Source organism: Halobacteriovorax sp. DPLXC-1, assembly GCF_036903125.1.
Lineage (GTDB): Bacteria > Bdellovibrionota > Bacteriovoracia > Bacteriovoracales > Bacteriovoracaceae > Halobacteriovorax_A > Halobacteriovorax_A vibrionivorans.
This window is the reverse complement of the sequence record NZ_JAYMCO010000003.1, coordinates 292,676-308,765: the sequence shown is the minus strand read 5'-3', so window position 1 is coordinate 308,765 and position 16,090 is coordinate 292,676. Positions and strand designations below refer to the sequence as shown.

Here is a 16,090-nt window from a genome sequence, read left to right as displayed (position 1 = left end):
TCATAGCATATGGCCGAGTAAAAAGCTATGATATTAAAAGAGTTATGTTGTGACTTTAGTCACATCTGGAGAGCGAAATACTTGAAATAATGAGATAAGTTCCCGTTTTCTCTTATTCATGAAATTTTGATCTAGAATCGATGTGATTTCCTGATAGATCTCACGGTGTACATCACTGGCCTCATCAATTTCTGTATGGCCTTCTGACCTAAGAATGTTAACAACATCAGTTTTTTGGTGATCACGCGCGACATTTGGGCCATCGTTAAAAATAAATGAGCGATCAAGGATATAGTTTAAATTCTTATCAACATTATTTGGAATGATATCATTATCAAAGCCTATAGAATCGAGAGTCACGAGTAGATCAACTTTTCGAAATCCACCTTCAATACTATTTAGGCGATTTGCTAAATTAACAACAGCATCTCCACCAAGTGAGTGACCAACTAAGACAATAGGCTCATTATCACCTCGTCTCATAATCTCCTCAAAGACTTGATCTTCATCTTGCCAACTAACAAATTCAGAATCAGAAAAGGACTTAGCGATATCCTCAAGTCCACCTTTTGAATTCAATGTTGAAAGGTGAAGCCCTTCTAGGAAATAGATAGCAGGCTTATTTATTGGTAATTTTGCATCTAAAGCATCTTTAAGTTCTTGGGCCTCACTAGGTCCATTACTCACTGGAGCACCAGCTGCTGACTTTGCAATCGTCGCCACAGCATCCACGGCCAGCTTCTTTCCGGCCGAGGCCAACGCAACAGCATCCTCAGATATCGATGCCTTAGCAGCAGTTTCAGCAATATCACCTACTTTCTTTGCCACTTCCTTAGCGGCCTCTTTTAACTCAGGGGCCTTTTCTTTGACGACGTTCTTAACACCCTTGTCGTAATCCGCTTTGGATTTATAGTGAATAAGTTTTGATGTGCTTTGATTATTGGTCTGCATTAGTAAAATTATACAGCGCTCACCACTTTATTGGGCAGTGAGCAAAAACGTCGCATATCCCTAGAAATATGTGCTTTCAGTAGGCAATCCCTCCTGATTGTGGCATATTACAGGGGAATTTTATTTTAATAATTAAGTACAGGAGTCAGGTATGTCTGGAAAAATCAGAATTGGTATCAATGGTATGGGCCGTATTGGTCGTACAGTTCTAAGAGAAATTTTTAATCGCAACATTGAAAACTTAGAAATCGTTGCTGTAAATTCTCCAGGTGATATCAACGACTACGTTCACTTAATTAAGTACGACTCAGTTTTTGGTCGATTTGATGGTGAAGTAAGTGTCGATGAAGCACATAAAATGCATGTTAATGGAAAAGAAATTTCTTTTCACAAATATAGAGACCCAAGTGAGATTCCTTGGACTCAAGACAAAGTTGATATCGTAATTGATGCTACAGGTGTTTTTAAGGATCAAAAGTCTCTAATGAAACATGTTACTGGGTCTGTAAAAAAAGTAATCCTATGTTGTCCAGGTAAGGATGTTGATAACACAATCGTAATGGGTATCAATGAGAATACATACGATCCAGAAAAGCACACAGTTGTTTCAAATGCTTCTTGTACAACGAATTGCTTATCGCCAGTAGCAAAAGTTCTTAACGATAAATTTAGTGTTATCAATGGTCACATGACTACTGTTCACTCATATACTGGGGATCAAAATATTCTTGATGCTTCACACTCTGACCTTCGTCGTGCACGTGCAGCAGCTGTTTCAATGATTCCAACAACAACAGGTGCAGCAAAAGCTGTTGGTCTTGTTATTCCAGAACTAAAAGGAAAACTAGACGGTTTCGCAATCCGCGTTCCAACTCCAAATGTTTCTCTTGTTGATTTAACAGTAAATCTAGAATCAGAAGTGACAGAAGAAGAAGTAAACGCTGCTCTAAAAGAAGCGAGTGAAACTTCAATGAAAGGTATCCTAGGTTTTGAAACAGACCCACTTGTATCAGTAGACTATATGGGAATGAGAGAGTCTTCATGTGTTGATGCTTCACTAACGAAAGTTATTGATGGAAAGAGCGTTAAGGTTGTTACTTGGTATGACAACGAAGCTGGTTTCTCTAATCGTGTTATCGACCTTGCAAATTTCATCGGAAGCCAACTTTAAGAATTAGGAAAAACTATGGCATTACAATTTATTGACAGCATTGATGAGTCACAAATAAAAGACAAAAGAGTTCTAGTCCGTTTTGACTTCAATGTTCCATTGAATAAAGAAACGAAAGAGATTACTGATTCAACTCGAATTGATTATGCTCTTGAAACAATTAAGGTCATCCTAGAAAAAGGTGCTTCAAAATTAATTATGATGTCTCACCTAGGCCGTCCAAAAGGTGAAAGAAATGAAGAATTCTCTCTTGAGCCTGTTGCAACTTACCTTGCTGATAAGCTCGGAGAAGAAGTAACTCTTACTGAATCTTGCCTAGATCGCGGAATTAAAACTCTACTTAGTCTTAATTCAAATAAGATTATTCTTCTTGAGAACCTACGTTTCCATAAAGAAGAAACTGAAAATGACCGTGAGTTTGCACGTAAACTTTCTGAATATGCAGACGTCTATGTCAATGATGCCTTTGGTGCTGCTCACAGAAAACACGCTTCAACTTATGGAATAAATGCTTTCTTTAAGAATCGTGCATATGCAGGACTTCTTATGAAAAAAGAAATCGAGGCCCTAACAAAGATCACAGAAAGACCAGAGACTCCTTTTGTAGCAGTCGTTGGTGGTGCAAAAGTTAGTGACAAGATTAAAATTATTGAAAGACTACTTTCTAACGTATCAAACCTTCTTATTGGTGGGGCCATGGCCTACCCTTTCCTAAAAGCAAAAGGAAATGAAGTAGGTATATCTCTTTGTTCAGATGAGGACGTAAGACTAGCAAAGAAGATTCTGTCACAAAAAACAGCACATAAAATCGTTCTACCAATTGACCATTTAGGATCAACTGAATTTGGTGGGAAGCCACAAGTAATCGATAAAGTTGGTATTCCAAACGATCTTATGGGACTTGATATCGGAGAGCAAACTTCAGCTAAATATTCACAAATACTTTCAGGTGCTAAGACAATTCTTTGGAATGGCCCAATGGGTATTTTCGAAAATGAAGACTATGCTGGTGGAACACTTTCCATTGCAAAAGCTTTAAGTGAATCAGATGCCTACACACTAGTTGGCGGTGGTGATTCTGTAAGCGCAGTTAATAAGTCAGGACTTGCTGATAAGATGAGCCATGTTTCAACTGGTGGCGGAGCTTCTCTTGAGTTTATTGAGAAAGGTAGCCTTCCAGGAATTAGTGCTCTAAAATTTGGTGTTGAATAACTAAGAAATAATAAGGGATGAAATATGACTGAGAGAACGAAGTATATCGTAGGAAACTGGAAGATGAATCAAAATACAGAAGACGTTATCGCCTTCTTTGATGCCATCGACAGTACTAAACTTCGTCACGAAGCATGGATTGCTCCACAAGCAATCCACATCCCTATTTGCCTTCAAAATACAGATGACTTCAAAATTGGTGCTCAAAATTGTGCCACTGAAAATAGTGGAGCTTTTACAGGTGAGATCTCACCTGCTTCACTAAAAGATATCGGTGCAGAGTTTGTCATTATTGGCCACAGTGAAAGACGCTCAATTTTCAAAGAAGATGATCAAACACTTAATAAGAAAACAAAGCTAGCTCTTGAAAATGACCTATTTGTTATCTTCTGCATTGGTGAAACACTAGAGGAAAGAGAAGCTGGAAAAGTTGAAGAAGTTCTTGCAACACAACTTGCCCAAGGTCTAGCTGGAGTTTCAAGCGAAAAAATAATTATTGCATATGAGCCAGTTTGGGCAATTGGAACGGGTGTAACTGCTAGTCCAGAGCAGGCACAAGAGGCCCATGCATTTATTCGCCAATATATTAATGAAAACCTCTCTCTTGATGGAGAGAAAACATCGATTCTCTACGGTGGATCTGTTAAGCCAGCAAATGTAGAAGACCTCCTATCTTGTAAAGATATTGATGGAGGCCTTGTAGGTGGTGCTGCCTTAAAAGCAGACAGCTACTTAGGATTACACGTTTAGTAAGATAAAAGCTTAGTAAACTCTCACTTTCATTTCTTCTGAATCATTACAACTTAGCTCATCATAAGTTACTAAGTCTTCATGCCCTGGAACTGTTCCCCTTGGTAAGTATAGATTCTTTGTTATACCTAAGATTTCTCCATCAGGTTTTGCAAAGACTCGCCAATCAGTTCCCCATTCAGAATTAAAATCAAATTCTCCTAAATATTGCTTATCATCTGAATAATGAATCATGCTATCAACATGTAGTTTTAAATCACGACGTGAAATATCTGGGTGATATGGAAGATAGAAATTAAACTCCTGACGATCACCAGCTTTTCCCCCTGGAAGAATTTTTAAAATTCTTTCATTGTTTCTAATAGCAACTGGAGCCGAGTCCTTCTCTAAGGTTCTCACTCCGCTTACATAGAAGCCATCTTCTTTACCGCATCGAAAGTACTTATTAACCGTCAGGTATTCTCCTGAAGCATAGAAGTCACTACGAAATAGAATCGAGTTTATCAAACGATCAGCTTTCTTCTTTTTTAAGAAGAATAAGCGCTTCTTGGCATAGCCAAGAGAGCCAACAGAAGCTTTTAGAGATTCCCTTAATCCCTTTCGAGCATCAATCTTTTCTTTAAATGAATGAGTCATTAGGTTTGGATTGTAGCGGTAATGTCCCTGGCGATAAATTTCTCTAAGGATTCCATCTGCATCGCAACCAACAAGTCCAAGAAACCTTAAATTTGGATGTACTGATTTAAATAACTCCTTAACATCCTTTCCATTAATACTTAAAACTGCTCCCGTATTATTTGAGCCCGTCGTGTACTGATTTGTACCAGCAGCATGAGATGCCCAAAAGACAGCAATATTATTTGGATTGTGAAGTTCTCTTCGCAATTGATGAAAGTCAACAGCGTGTTTTACGACGATATTGTAACCAGATCTTCTAAAGTGCTTTTTGAAAATCTTTTCTAGTTTACCATCGATTTTCCAATCTTTTGGACGATACCAAATTCTTGGGGTTTCAAGTGAAGTTAATAAAACGACGTTTGGTACTGCTTCCTGAGCATATGTGAACTGGGCAGAAAGAAACGTCAAAACTGAGAGTGACAAAATTAATATAGTTTTCATGGCCAAGAAATTATCACAAAAATATGAACGCACAGGCCTAAGAAAACTTAATTTCAATTGTTAATATTTTTTAACCTTTAAGCTTCTACTCTATTTCAGGTCTAATCGAAAACTTACAGGACAGTGATCTGAAATAAATCTCTTATACCATGAGAGGTTCTCTAGCCTCTTTGCATTTGGGATACTCTTTCCACAAGTGCGCCAGACTTCAACATAGCGAGAGTTAAAACGATTTGAAACAAAGGCGTGATCAAATGAATGACCTGAGGTATTTGAACGATAAGTCCAATCGTAATCACTAGTTCTTCTTGAAAGTCCAATTGAGTCGAGCTGCTTTCCAATTAACTCAAGGTCTGATTTTTCAAGCTCTGTCGAATAAGTTGGATACGAGTTTAAGTCACCTGCTATAACAAGTGGAATACTTTCATTTTTAAACTCTTTTATTCTTTTAATAAGTGTTTCAACTTGATGCATACGAACATTTGTACTGTATGGGCCAGCTTTTAAATGAAGGCCAACTAAGTGAAGTAGCGGCTTCTTAGAATAGCGATCAATTACCTTTCCATAAATCGCAGGCCTTAAGAAGGGACGGTTCTCAATAAGAGGAAAAATATAGTCATCATCACCCTTTACCGGAACAATATCGAGAGTCTTCTTTAAACAAATCATTAAATGTTGATGATTAAATTGCTCGTGATTATATGTCACACAATGATGTCCAAGCCCATCCATTAGATCTGCTAAGCGGGCCGTATCAATAATTTCTTGAAAAACAAAAATGTCAGTATTGATATATTTAGTTGTGAGAAACTCTTTAATAAAGGGGTCGCGATATTCATCACCACGGTGACCACTAATCTCCCCTCCAAGACCATACCAACGAATATTGAAGGTCGTGATTTTTAAACTGCTTGCGGCTATATTTAAACCAACAAGCGCACAGGCCAACCATGGCCATACTCTCTTAAGTTTTCCCATATAAAAATGGTAGATAAGAGATTACCGATGGTCAAAATAATTTTAACAGTAAGTAGCTGATTTTACGTCTATGTAATTTTATTTATTGAAAAATATTCTCGAGTGCTTCTCAACTTATATTAGCTAGGATACACAAAGCTGAAACCAATTAGGGAGAATACATGAAAAAGCTAATTATCCTTGCACTTTTCGCCTCGAATATCTTTGCAGGTACAAGCTTCTGGGCACTTTTCTCACCTCATCAAGGTGAAGAAGCCTTTAATCAAATTTATCAGGCCATTGAAAACTCTAAGAGTAAGGTTTGGCTAACAGTCTATAGTTGGTCTGACTCAACTGTTGCAAAAAACCTAGAAGTGGCTTGTCTTTCTGGTGTTGATGTAAAAGTCGTTCTCCATCCGGCCCTTAGACGAAAGTCGAGAGTAATTGATTACGCAACGGCAATTGAAGATGCTGGTTGTGGTGTAAAAGTTTCAGTTAAAAATATGCATGAGAAGTTTTCTATTGTTGATGATGTATGGGCCTTCAACTCAAGTGCCAATCTTTCAGGTGGAGCCAAGTCACGTTATTCTGAAAACTTTATTTTCAATAATGACACAAGTCCAGAAGGACGCCTTGTTATCAAAACATTAAATCGTGAATTCAAATTCCTTTGGAACTCTTCAAAAGATCTTTATACAAATAAAGATGCAAAGGAAGACAATCAACCAGCTCTTGATTTAGTTGATCTAACAAATAATCCTGATGCACAGGAGAATCCTAGCTTTGTTTCAAGTTCTATGAACTTTAAATATAGCGAATATAGCAAGACAACAAAGAGCTACAAAAGTGGACGCTATTACCGTGTCTCTTCAAGAAAGGTTAATAAAAAAAGAACGTGGTTTGTTCGCGATGCTATGCTGAAGCTTATTAATGAAGCTCAAGAAAATATTCTTGTAAACGTAAACCACCTTGTCATTGAAGAAGTTTCAGATGCTCTAATTGAAGCAGTAAAGCGTGGAGTTGATGTAAGGATTGTCGCTGATAACCAGGAATATAAAAGTGGAACAAGCTCAAAAGAGATGGTTCCAAATTTTGTCAATGATTGGTTAGAGCTTGAAGGTAACGAAGGTAAGGTTCCACCAGTAAGAATTAAGTACTATTCTCACGCTCCTTCTCCAAGGCATTGGGCCTTAAACCACCACAAGTATATGATCTTTGATTATAACGAAGATGATTTCTCTAAGACAAAATTAATGAGTGGATCATATAATATATCTGAAACTGCTGAGCATTCTCAGTATGACAATATGTTCACTTACTCTGGAGAAACTTTCTCAAATCTCTTTGAAGACTTTAAAGGTGAATTTGATAATCTTTGGGGACTTAACCGCGACGAAAACGATAGGCCAACAAAAGAAGCTTGGGACCGTGTAGCAAAACCATATAATGGGCGTATCTATCTTCATACAAAAATGCCAGTGTCACTGACTTGGCCAGAAATTGAAGAAGTTCGTAGCGCTGTCTACCAAGCAGCACCTATGTTCTTCCGTGATGCTTACCGTAAAAGAGATTGTTACTTCTTTGATATCGAGAAACAAGTCTTCTCTGGTTGCCCTCGCTAGTCGAAATTAATTCATTTTAATAAATTATCATTTCATAACTCACTTGGTCATAGACAGTACTTGTCATGGCCAAGTTGAGTTGATATAAATTGTTGTTAATTTGTCTAAAATATTTAAAGGAATATAGATTATGGTTACTGGATTAATGATTTTTCACGGTGTTATTTCAATCCTTCTTATCGTTACTGTTTTACTTCAGTTTGGTAAAGGTGCTGAGGCAGGACTTCTAGGTGGTGCATCAGAAGCCGTTTTCACAGGTAGCCAGCAAGGAAATATCTTAAGTAAGGTTACTGTTGTTCTTACGATCCTATTCCTAGGTAATTGTATTCTACTAGCAAAGATTCAATCAGGTGGAGAAACAAAATCACTTCTTGATTCAGCAGCGCCAGTTGCAGCTCCTCTTAACTCTGATGCTCAAGCACCAGCGACAGCTCCAGAAGAAACAAAGACTGAGCAAGCTCCAGCTACAAAATAATTTCATAAAGAAATTCATATAAAAGAAAAGCTCCCGATGGGAGCTTTTTTTATCTGCGATTGATTAATTTTAAAATTGAGTTTAATTCCATTTCTTGCGCATATTGAGCAACGCTCTTACCTGAAGCATCTGGAATATTTGGATCTGCTTTTAGTCGAAGAAGTGCTCTTACATTTTCAAAGCGATTATTCTTTAAAGCAATGTGAAGAGGTGTATCCCCTTGACCATTTTTCTTATTAACATCAAGACCTTTCTTCTTCACAATATAGCGAATCGACTCTGGTGTTGATTTTTTGGCCATGGCAAATAGACTTGCTGGCCTTCTCTTCTTATGAACTTCGCTTACTTCTGGAATCGAAGCGATGCCGCGAGACTTTCTCGCTTCAGATGCCTTAGCTTCCTCAACAAGCTGACGCTCATGCTTAAACTTATCTTCCACAAAAGTAACTTCATAATCATTGATTACAAATGAAGTATTTTCAATTTCATTTAGATTAACTTGCTCAAGGTCCCAATCTTTTTCGGTTTGAACAACTCTCTTTGGCTTATCATCTTTAATTCTGAGCTCTTCTTCGGAAAGCCCATAAAGGTCTGCAAGATAGCGATACTCTGCTTCTTCAGTTTCTGATAAAAGCATCTCATTGCTTTCGGCCTTGTTTAAAGGCAGTAGGTCTCCATACTGCTCAAGACTTCCGCAAGACACTAAAATAGTAAGTAATGTTAAAATTCTTAACTGACTCATCAACTCACTTATCGCCAATAATTAAGAATTTCTTTAGAAAATAGTAAGGCCTCCGATTGGAGGCCTTAAGTATTGAAAATGTTTAGTATTTTCTAAAATGGGATGTCATCAGCAGTGAATGAAGCATTTGATGAGATATCATAACCTTGGTTCATATCATCTTGCTGCTTTGGCTCTTGGTTAAAAGAGTTGTTATTATTTTGCTGACCCATTGAAGCGCCTTGACCTGCACTTGCGTTTCCACCTAGGAATTGTACAGTTCTAGCGTTGATCTCAGTTGTGTATCTCTTGTTACCATCTTTGTCTTCCCAAGATCTTGTTTGAAGTTGACCTTCAAGATAAGCTTGGCGACCTTTTGCTAGGTATTGACCACATAATTCAGCTAGTTTTCCCCAAACAACAACTCTGTGCCATTCAGTTCTTTCTTGTTTTTGTCCATTCTTGTCTGTCCAAGACTCACCTGTTGCAAGTGAGAAATTACAAACTGCCATTCCAGATGGCGTGTACTTAAGCTCAGGATCTTGTCCTAAACGTCCTACTAAGATAACCTTGTTTACACTCATTTTGTTCCTCCAATTTCTTCGCGTATAACCGAAACAATCCTTTAGAATTCAGCTATAACCGCAAGGTTGTGTATTAGTTAAAATACATTACTAGAATAATACGACTTTCACCTATCTGAGAAGTCATAAATGCTAATGCAAATAAAAAATTACTTACGGCTGCGTCAAGAGCCCGAAATGAGATATCGAATAAATTGGAGATTCTAAATATTATTGAGTCATGTCTTCAAAAGCTTGGTCAACATTGTCAGGAGAGATTTCCCCATGGCCACCTTTTGTCTGCCAAAACTCTTTAACCTTTGCCTTTGCAATGCGAACATCTTTCTTATACCAAGAAGCGTCAAATCCACAATGAGGGCATGGAATTTCTTTTTTAAAAGTTAGACGAAGAGTTGCTTCAAATCCTGCCCAATAAAGAAAGAAAGAGAAGACTCCAGCAAAACTCATGAATGGATAAAGAATTGCAGTTGTCACAACTGTCAGCATGAAAATCTGTAGATAGTTCTTTGCATCTAGATGTGGATTGGTAACGACCGCTCTTTGAGTGCGACAAAGAGGACAGAAGAATTCAATATGAGCTTTCTTAAACTTATAAGTTCTCGACTCTAATGGATTAAAAGAATTCAATGTCTTCAATGGTCGCCCTCCTAAGCAGTGACAAAGTTAAAAACTTCGACTCCCCCATTTTACCAATATAAACGAGCATTTATAAGCAGGTAAAAAAGGTACCAGGCCTTGTCCTTATTCATCCATGAGCGAACAAAGCCTAGGCCTGGTAGTGATAAGCCCCTGAAATAAGGACTTAAAGAATGACCGAAAGGCCAAAGTAAGGTGGTTAGCCTTGCCTGTACCAACGTTCTACATCCAGGGATCAGGCACCATATCCTTGGTACCCTTAATAGATACAAGTTCAATGCCAAGATAACTCAGTGCAACTAACTGAAAATAGAAAGTGTTCATATGAATTGACGCATAAACGACACTTTCGGTAGCATTAAGTTACCAGCAAAATTAAGGCATTATGACACAAGCAAAAAATAAGCATCATTCACAAGTAATTAAAAATAGGAAGGGACAGATTAGTGTCTTCTTTGGTGTTACCCTTGTAGCAATTTTCTCATTTATAGCCTTTGTGGTTAATGTTGGATTATTCGTAAAAGCAAAGATCAATATGCAAAATGCAGTTGACTCTGCTGCATGGTCAGGAGCGGCCGCTCAAGCAAGACAGCTCAGCAATATCGCCTACCTCAATTGGGAAATGAGAAATACTTATAAGGAATGGATGTTTAAGTATTATGTTCTCGGTCAACTGGCCAATGAGAACACTCATGAAACTACTGGTGGAAACCAGATGAACTTTGCCCTTAAACGATTTGACGAGACGGGAGCAGGATTCAGTAGTGGTATTCAAGGCGACCATTATAATATTCCATCAATATGTCTTCACTTCGGTTCTGAAAATAATGAAAACCTTTGTACTATTTATCAGATCCCAGGACTTCCACGATTTCATGTTGCAGGTATTCCTGACGTTAGTGAAGAATTTGAAGCGACAATGAGTGCCTTTGTTGATTTAAAAGCAAAGAACTGTATGGTTCGTTCAACTTATAATTTCTCGGCAGCAAAGAATTATGCTTTTGCAGCGGGTGTTTCACAAAACGATATTCCTATAGCAGCAGCAGATCGTACGGGATCATGGATTCAATCGATGGAACTGGCCCTTCGCATGAGAAATCTTGAAATGATTGTTAACCGTCCTCCTGTAACAGAAGGTATTTGTGGTGGTGGCGGAGCCCCCGGCTGTCTTAACCCGGAAGTACTTAATAATGAAAATCAATCAATGGGGATTCCAATGAATGATCGGCCACTAAAAGCATATATGGCCGCCATGAAAAATATCTCCGGTGGAGTTTTTAAAAATAATACCGCTTTTGCCAATACATTTGTTCTCTACGAGTTAGCACCAGATACTTATAACCCTTCTCCACAATCCCTATCGAATTTCTTAATTCCAAACGATGCATCGTATACGAATGGAGAAACGGTTGTTTCGGCCAAGAGATATCTTGACCTCATCCCAATGGTGATGAATTTCTCAACATTCTTTACAACTTTTGCACCAACGACAGAAGCACTTTCGACTCTAGGTGTATCTGATAGTAGTGGAACGGCCGCTGAAGCCTCATGTGCTTCAACTAAGACGGCCTTTCCTGTTCCTGGCTATATTCTAGGATTTTACAAGAACCCTCGTGTTGTCACTTACTATGCAGTAAAAGCAAAAGCTCAATACACAGGTCTTTTAAACCCATTTGGAAAACCAATTGAGATGGCCGCTTATGCTGCTGCTAAGCCTTTTGGTGGAAGAATAGGGCCAGCACTAGTTGCACCAGGCTCTGAATATTCTGAGTCCAGCTACAATATTCCAAGAAGTGACAATAGCGGAGGCTCACGTAGTACCGATTATATTATGGGCTTTAGTACTACAAATGACCCAAGACTTGAAGATGGGGCCAAGGTTCAGGGGCTACCACTTCCCGCTTCAAATGATTTCTTCTTAGATGTAAGCTCTTCCGATATTGCAATTGGTGGTGTTCCTTCAAATGTCGATACGAAGTTCACTCTTCCCAATATGATTTATAATCTCAACTCTGAAACAACAAACGATGGAAGGCTTCAAAACCTCCCATATAATACAGATCTCAATAGTCCAGCGCCAGTAACAGCAGGGCTTTTCACAAGACAACAATACGAAGACCTAAGAAGAAATATACCTAATTATACTGGGATGCAGGCCGGTGTTTCAGCTCAGGATCTAATTGAGAGTTATAAGAATGTAAGATCTCCTACCAATTATGACGTTCTAAATTATATGGTTCCAACACTTCTTGAGCTTGAGACAGATGATGATGCTGAACACTACTCAACACATCGCTACTTTAACCGTGATAATGAAACGATAGGATATTTTGCTCCGCTATTTCACGCAAACCTTCTCTTTAAAGACCAGTCTAATGTAAAGGGAGTACTTTACAGCTATATTGAAGGCCTAAAGGATTCAGTTATTGTTTATCGTAAGGCACTACAAGCCTATGCTCAAAAAGTAAGAGAAACTCCTGCTCAAGAAGCAGATGCCTATGTTGCCGCTTCAAAGGCCATCTTCAATGAAGATACAGATGGCGATCCTAGCGATGTCTCAACTGGAACAATTGGTGGACCTTTTGGAAATTGCCAAAAACAAAGTATCGCCTCTCGCTTTAGCTATTTTATATTAGGTGAAGACCAGCCACCATCAGAAGATAATTGTAATACCGCTCCTCTAATAACAACAATTGGTGAGTACTTAAACAATTTTCGAGGAAGCTCAAGCTTGTTCTATATAACGTCATATAGACAAAACAACAACGCACAGGGTCCAACACCACTCCTCAATAATAATTTAATGAGAACTGGATACTCACCAGGAAAGGATTATGGTTCAGAAAATAATGGCCGTTCATCAAATCCCCTATCAGGACGTGACCGTAACCAGCGACGTAATGCCTACTCTACAAAGTTAATAAGTCTCGACTCGATTTCTAGCACAGATGTCGGCTATGGGAATAATGTTTCAAATTACTTGGAGTCTCAAAGGGGCTTCTCACCAGAAGGTGAAACACCGCGTACTCCTGAAGATATCAAGACAGGAGCAGATACTATTTACAATCTACTGCCAAGAGAACAGCTTAGTGAATTTGGTAGTGACTTATTCTTTTAACAAAATTTCCTATTTGCCCTTAAAATGGCCTCTATTGACCTAAAGTCAACAAAAATAGCTTGCGAAAATTTAAATTTCTTTTATATACTAGGGTCGATTCTAAAACTTTATCGCGAGGTAAATAATGGCAAAGAAGAAAGCGGCCAAGAAAAAGGTAGCCAAAAAAGCTACAAAGAAAAAAACTGCAAAGAAAGTAGCTAAAAAAGCTACTAAGAAAAAAACTGCAAAAAAAGTAGCTAAGAAAGCGACAAAGAAAAAAACAGCTAAGAAAAAAGTTGCCAAAAAAACTACAAAGAAAGCAACGAAGAAAAAAACGGCCAAGAAAAAAGTTGCCAAAAAAACTACAAAGAAAGCAACAAAGAAAAAAACGGCCAAGAAAAAGGTAGCCAAAAAAGCTACTAAGAAAAAAACTGCAAAGAAAGTAGCCAAAAAAGCTACTAAGAAAAAAACTGCAAAGAAAGTAGCTAAAAAAGCTACTAAGAAAAAAACTGCAAAAAAAGTAGCTAAAAAAGCGGCAAAGAAAAAAACAGCTAAGAAAAAAGTTGCCAAAAAAACGACAAAGAAAGCAACAAAGAAAAAAACGGCTAAGAAAAAAGTAGCAAAAAAAGCAACGAAGAAAACGACGAAGAAAAAGACTGCTAAAAAAGCAACAAAAGCTTCTCCAAAGAAAAAACAAACAAAAGCAGAAAGAGAAGCGGCGGCAGCACTTTCTCGTGAAGAGGCCATTGCTAAATACAAAGCTGAGCATAAAGCTGAACTAGAAGCTCAATTAGCAGATTCACTTAAAGAATATGAAATTGAAGATAAACTAGCTGAAGCCGAAGAAGCAAAAGTTGAAACGATTGAAGAAGCAGAAGGTAGCGTTGCTCTTGAAGCGGCTGAAAATTACAACGATCCAGGCCCAAATCTTCAAGAAGAATATAACCCAGATGATGAGCAAGACGAAAAAGATGATATGAGTTTTGGTTGGGGTTATAACGATGCTTTTGACTCTCCAGAAGAGGAAGTATCAGCAGATGATCTAGATGAAGATGAGCGCTATGCACTTGGCCTAGAAACATCTGATGAAGATAAAGACGATTTATATTAAGATTTATTTACATCGATTATAAAATGATAAAAGCGGCTTCGGCCGCTTTTTCTGTTTGGGATAAAATTATGAAACTAGAACTATACTATTACGACTCATGTCCTTTTTGCCAAATTGTCCTTCAGGCAGTGAAAGAACTAGATATTAATCTAACTTATTGCGATATAATGAATGACACATCAGCTCTAGAAAGGCATATTAAGACTACAGGACGACGTACAGTTCCTTGCTTATACATTGATGGAGAACCAATGTTTGAGTCGCGAGATATCATCAACTGGTTAACGCAAAACAAAGAAAAACTAAAATAAGCTTGAGGTTAAATCCAAATGGAAGTTAGAGACCCGGTACATGGATCAATCCATATTTTAAAAGAAGAAGAACCAATTATTCGTGCAGACTTTTTTCAACGTCTTCGCAATATTAAACAACTTGGCTTTTCTGAATATATTTTTCCAGGTGCCACTCATACTCGCTTCATTCACTCAATCGGTGTAATGAGAGTTGGAGAGATGTCATTTGACCGTCTTTTCAAAGGTGTTGAACTCACAAAAGAACATTTAAGAATCAAAGAAACTTTTAAGCTAGCATGTCTTCTACATGATATTGGACACGCACCTTTAAGTCACTCAACAGAAGTTGTGATGCCAAAGCTTAAAGACCTAAAGATTCCAAAAGAATACCTTGTTGCAAGAGACCTTAATAGTGATCGTCAAGCAACACACGAAGACTACACTATCAAGGCCATTGCTGATAGCTCTCTTGCTCATAGCCTAAGAGAAGTTGAGAAAACATTTGGCGTTGAAAGAAAGTATATAGCAGACTTAATTCGCGGAGAAACAAGCGACCACGAATATTTCACAATAAATGGTATTAGCTACTTCCCACTTCTACATCAACTTGTTTCAAGTGAACTTGATTGTGACCGAATGGACTACCTTTTAAGAGATAGCTACTTCTGCGGAGTTAGCTACGGTTCCTACGATCTTGACTGGTTACTTGATAATCTCGAACCAGCTATTATCGATGGAAAAGCAAGCTTAGGTATTTCGGAAAGAGCAGTTATCACATTTGATGACTTCTTACTAAGCCGCTACCATATGTTTATTATGGTTTACTTCCACTACCGCGCTGTTTGTCTTGAAAAGCTTCTACAAAGATATTTTAAAACTTCACCATATGAGTATTTAATCCCTGCTGATATTGAAAAATATATTGAACACGATGATTACCATCTAATGAAGGTTCTTCGTCATTCAAACAATCCTTACGCGAAGGCCATTGTTAACAACCAAACTCCAGAAAAGATTTTTGAATCCTTTAATAGTTCACAACTAAAGACATTAGAGGAAGTTCAAAAGTACTTAGAATCCTTAAATATTGAAGTCATCCGCTCTTCTTCAACTGGCCGTCTATCGAAGTATTATGCAGCAGATAAGCCAAATAATAACGAATACACGATGAAAGTAGTAAGAAATTCAAAAATGGGTGGACGTACAGAATACTTCGATATCAATGAAGCGACGGATCTTTTCCACAAATTTCAAAAGTCACATGCTATTAATCGCCTCCACTGTGACCTTGGGATGCTAAGCAAAGCTAATTTAGACGAAATTAATAAAATAATTTCTGCAAATTAATCTTTGAAAGTTTTTACTTAACTCTTCATCCTCGTCTATAATAA

Annotated in this window: 15 protein-coding genes; 9 read left to right on the top strand and 6 right to left on the bottom strand. The window is 37.9% G+C overall.

Annotated features, from left to right (window positions below):
• Window positions 1-42: 42 nt before the first annotated feature.
• Window positions 43-951: a hypothetical protein gene (locus tag VCM44_RS11450; protein ID WP_115361741.1), complete on the bottom strand. Its 909-nt coding sequence runs from the start codon at window positions 949-951 to the stop codon at window positions 43-45.
• A gap of 151 nt (window positions 952-1,102) precedes the next feature.
• Here VCM44_RS11450 and gap point away from each other — a divergent pair, with 151 nt between their 5' ends.
• Genes gap through tpiA form a run of 3 tightly spaced genes read left to right on the top strand, consistent with a single transcriptional unit; the run spans window position 1,103 to window position 4,084 of the window.
• Window positions 1,103-2,122 (top strand): type I glyceraldehyde-3-phosphate dehydrogenase, encoded by a 1,020-nt coding sequence (gene gap / locus VCM44_RS11445; RefSeq protein WP_115361743.1) that lies wholly within the window; start codon window positions 1,103-1,105, stop codon window positions 2,120-2,122.
• A 15-nt stretch (window positions 2,123-2,137) separates the two neighbouring features.
• A complete protein-coding gene (locus tag VCM44_RS11440; protein WP_120404196.1) occupies window positions 2,138-3,334 on the top strand; it encodes a phosphoglycerate kinase in 1,197 nt (398 codons plus the stop codon).
• A 24-nt stretch (window positions 3,335-3,358) separates the two neighbouring features.
• On the top strand, window positions 3,359-4,084 hold the full coding sequence (tpiA, locus tag VCM44_RS11435) for a triose-phosphate isomerase (RefSeq protein ID WP_120404195.1): 726 nt from the start codon (window positions 3,359-3,361) through the stop codon (window positions 4,082-4,084).
• Window positions 4,085-4,096: 12 nt separating this feature from the next.
• On the opposite strand, the gene VCM44_RS11430 is transcribed toward tpiA, so the two are convergent.
• Window positions 4,097-5,203: a hypothetical protein gene (locus VCM44_RS11430; RefSeq protein WP_334678837.1), complete on the bottom strand. Its 1,107-nt coding sequence runs from the start codon at window positions 5,201-5,203 to the stop codon at window positions 4,097-4,099.
• Between the two features lie 90 nt (window positions 5,204-5,293).
• Window positions 5,294-6,181 carry an endonuclease/exonuclease/phosphatase family protein gene (locus VCM44_RS11425; protein WP_115361752.1) on the bottom strand — a complete coding sequence of 296 codons (888 nt, stop codon included), beginning with the start codon at window positions 6,179-6,181 and terminating at the stop codon, window positions 5,294-5,296.
• Between the two features lie 161 nt (window positions 6,182-6,342).
• Here VCM44_RS11425 and VCM44_RS11420 point away from each other — a divergent pair, with 161 nt between their 5' ends.
• Both VCM44_RS11420 and secG read left to right on the top strand, forming a co-directional pair.
• Window positions 6,343-7,782, top strand: coding sequence for a phospholipase D-like domain-containing protein (locus VCM44_RS11420; RefSeq protein ID WP_334678836.1), 1,440 nt, complete (start codon window positions 6,343-6,345; stop codon window positions 7,780-7,782).
• 130 nt (window positions 7,783-7,912) lie between these two features.
• Window positions 7,913-8,257 carry a preprotein translocase subunit SecG gene (gene secG / locus VCM44_RS11415; protein ID WP_115361756.1) on the top strand — a complete coding sequence of 115 codons (345 nt, stop codon included), beginning with the start codon at window positions 7,913-7,915 and terminating at the stop codon, window positions 8,255-8,257.
• Window positions 8,258-8,306: 49 nt separating this feature from the next.
• Here secG and VCM44_RS11410 read toward each other — a convergent pair whose 3' ends face one another.
• From VCM44_RS11410 to VCM44_RS11400, 3 genes are all read right to left on the bottom strand, one after another.
• Window positions 8,307-8,999, bottom strand: coding sequence for an ankyrin repeat domain-containing protein (locus VCM44_RS11410; protein WP_334678835.1), 693 nt, complete (start codon window positions 8,997-8,999; stop codon window positions 8,307-8,309).
• Window positions 9,000-9,091: 92 nt separating this feature from the next.
• Window positions 9,092-9,562, bottom strand: coding sequence for a single-stranded DNA-binding protein (locus VCM44_RS11405; protein WP_115361760.1), 471 nt, complete (start codon window positions 9,560-9,562; stop codon window positions 9,092-9,094).
• A gap of 210 nt (window positions 9,563-9,772) precedes the next feature.
• Window positions 9,773-10,198 carry a hypothetical protein gene (locus VCM44_RS11400; RefSeq protein WP_334678834.1) on the bottom strand — a complete coding sequence of 142 codons (426 nt, stop codon included), beginning with the start codon at window positions 10,196-10,198 and terminating at the stop codon, window positions 9,773-9,775.
• Window positions 10,199-10,583: 385 nt separating this feature from the next.
• Here VCM44_RS11400 and VCM44_RS11395 point away from each other — a divergent pair, with 385 nt between their 5' ends.
• The 4 genes from VCM44_RS11395 (at window position 10,584) to VCM44_RS11380 (ending at window position 16,046) form a co-directional block, all read left to right on the top strand.
• Complete coding sequence (locus VCM44_RS11395; RefSeq protein WP_115361764.1) at window positions 10,584-13,316, top strand: Tad domain-containing protein; 2,733 nt, start codon at window positions 10,584-10,586, stop codon at window positions 13,314-13,316.
• A 124-nt stretch (window positions 13,317-13,440) separates the two neighbouring features.
• Window positions 13,441-14,406: a histone protein gene (locus tag VCM44_RS11390; protein WP_334678833.1), complete on the top strand. Its 966-nt coding sequence runs from the start codon at window positions 13,441-13,443 to the stop codon at window positions 14,404-14,406.
• 68 nt (window positions 14,407-14,474) lie between these two features.
• Entirely contained in the window at window positions 14,475-14,717 is a 243-nt protein-coding gene (locus tag VCM44_RS11385) for a glutaredoxin family protein (protein WP_158536864.1), read from the top strand.
• An 18-nt stretch (window positions 14,718-14,735) separates the two neighbouring features.
• On the top strand, window positions 14,736-16,046 hold the full coding sequence (locus VCM44_RS11380) for an HD domain-containing protein (RefSeq protein ID WP_115361770.1): 1,311 nt from the start codon (window positions 14,736-14,738) through the stop codon (window positions 16,044-16,046).
• The last annotated feature ends 44 nt before the right edge of the window (window positions 16,047-16,090 follow it).

Excerpts from the sequence above, each read along its gene's own strand:
- VCM44_RS11450 (WP_115361741.1), bottom strand. The coding sequence starts at position 951 with ATGCAGACCAATAATCAAAGCACATCAAAACTTATTCACTATAAATCC.
- gap (WP_115361743.1), top strand. The coding sequence starts at position 1,103 with ATGTCTGGAAAAATCAGAATTGGTATCAATGGTATGGGCCGTATTGGT.
- VCM44_RS11440 (WP_120404196.1), top strand. The coding sequence starts at position 2,138 with ATGGCATTACAATTTATTGACAGCATTGATGAGTCACAAATAAAAGAC.
- tpiA (WP_120404195.1), top strand. The coding sequence starts at position 3,359 with ATGACTGAGAGAACGAAGTATATCGTAGGAAACTGGAAGATGAATCAA.
- VCM44_RS11430 (WP_334678837.1), bottom strand. The coding sequence starts at position 5,203 with ATGAAAACTATATTAATTTTGTCACTCTCAGTTTTGACGTTTCTTTCT.
- VCM44_RS11425 (WP_115361752.1), bottom strand. The coding sequence starts at position 6,181 with ATGGGAAAACTTAAGAGAGTATGGCCATGGTTGGCCTGTGCGCTTGTT.
- VCM44_RS11420 (WP_334678836.1), top strand. The coding sequence starts at position 6,343 with ATGAAAAAGCTAATTATCCTTGCACTTTTCGCCTCGAATATCTTTGCA.
- secG (WP_115361756.1), top strand. The coding sequence starts at position 7,913 with ATGGTTACTGGATTAATGATTTTTCACGGTGTTATTTCAATCCTTCTT.
- VCM44_RS11410 (WP_334678835.1), bottom strand. The coding sequence starts at position 8,999 with ATGAGTCAGTTAAGAATTTTAACATTACTTACTATTTTAGTGTCTTGC.
- VCM44_RS11405 (WP_115361760.1), bottom strand. The coding sequence starts at position 9,562 with ATGAGTGTAAACAAGGTTATCTTAGTAGGACGTTTAGGACAAGATCCT.
- VCM44_RS11395 (WP_115361764.1), top strand. The coding sequence starts at position 10,584 with ATGACACAAGCAAAAAATAAGCATCATTCACAAGTAATTAAAAATAGG.
- VCM44_RS11390 (WP_334678833.1), top strand. The coding sequence starts at position 13,441 with ATGGCAAAGAAGAAAGCGGCCAAGAAAAAGGTAGCCAAAAAAGCTACA.
- VCM44_RS11385 (WP_158536864.1), top strand. The coding sequence starts at position 14,475 with ATGAAACTAGAACTATACTATTACGACTCATGTCCTTTTTGCCAAATT.
- VCM44_RS11380 (WP_115361770.1), top strand. The coding sequence starts at position 14,736 with ATGGAAGTTAGAGACCCGGTACATGGATCAATCCATATTTTAAAAGAA.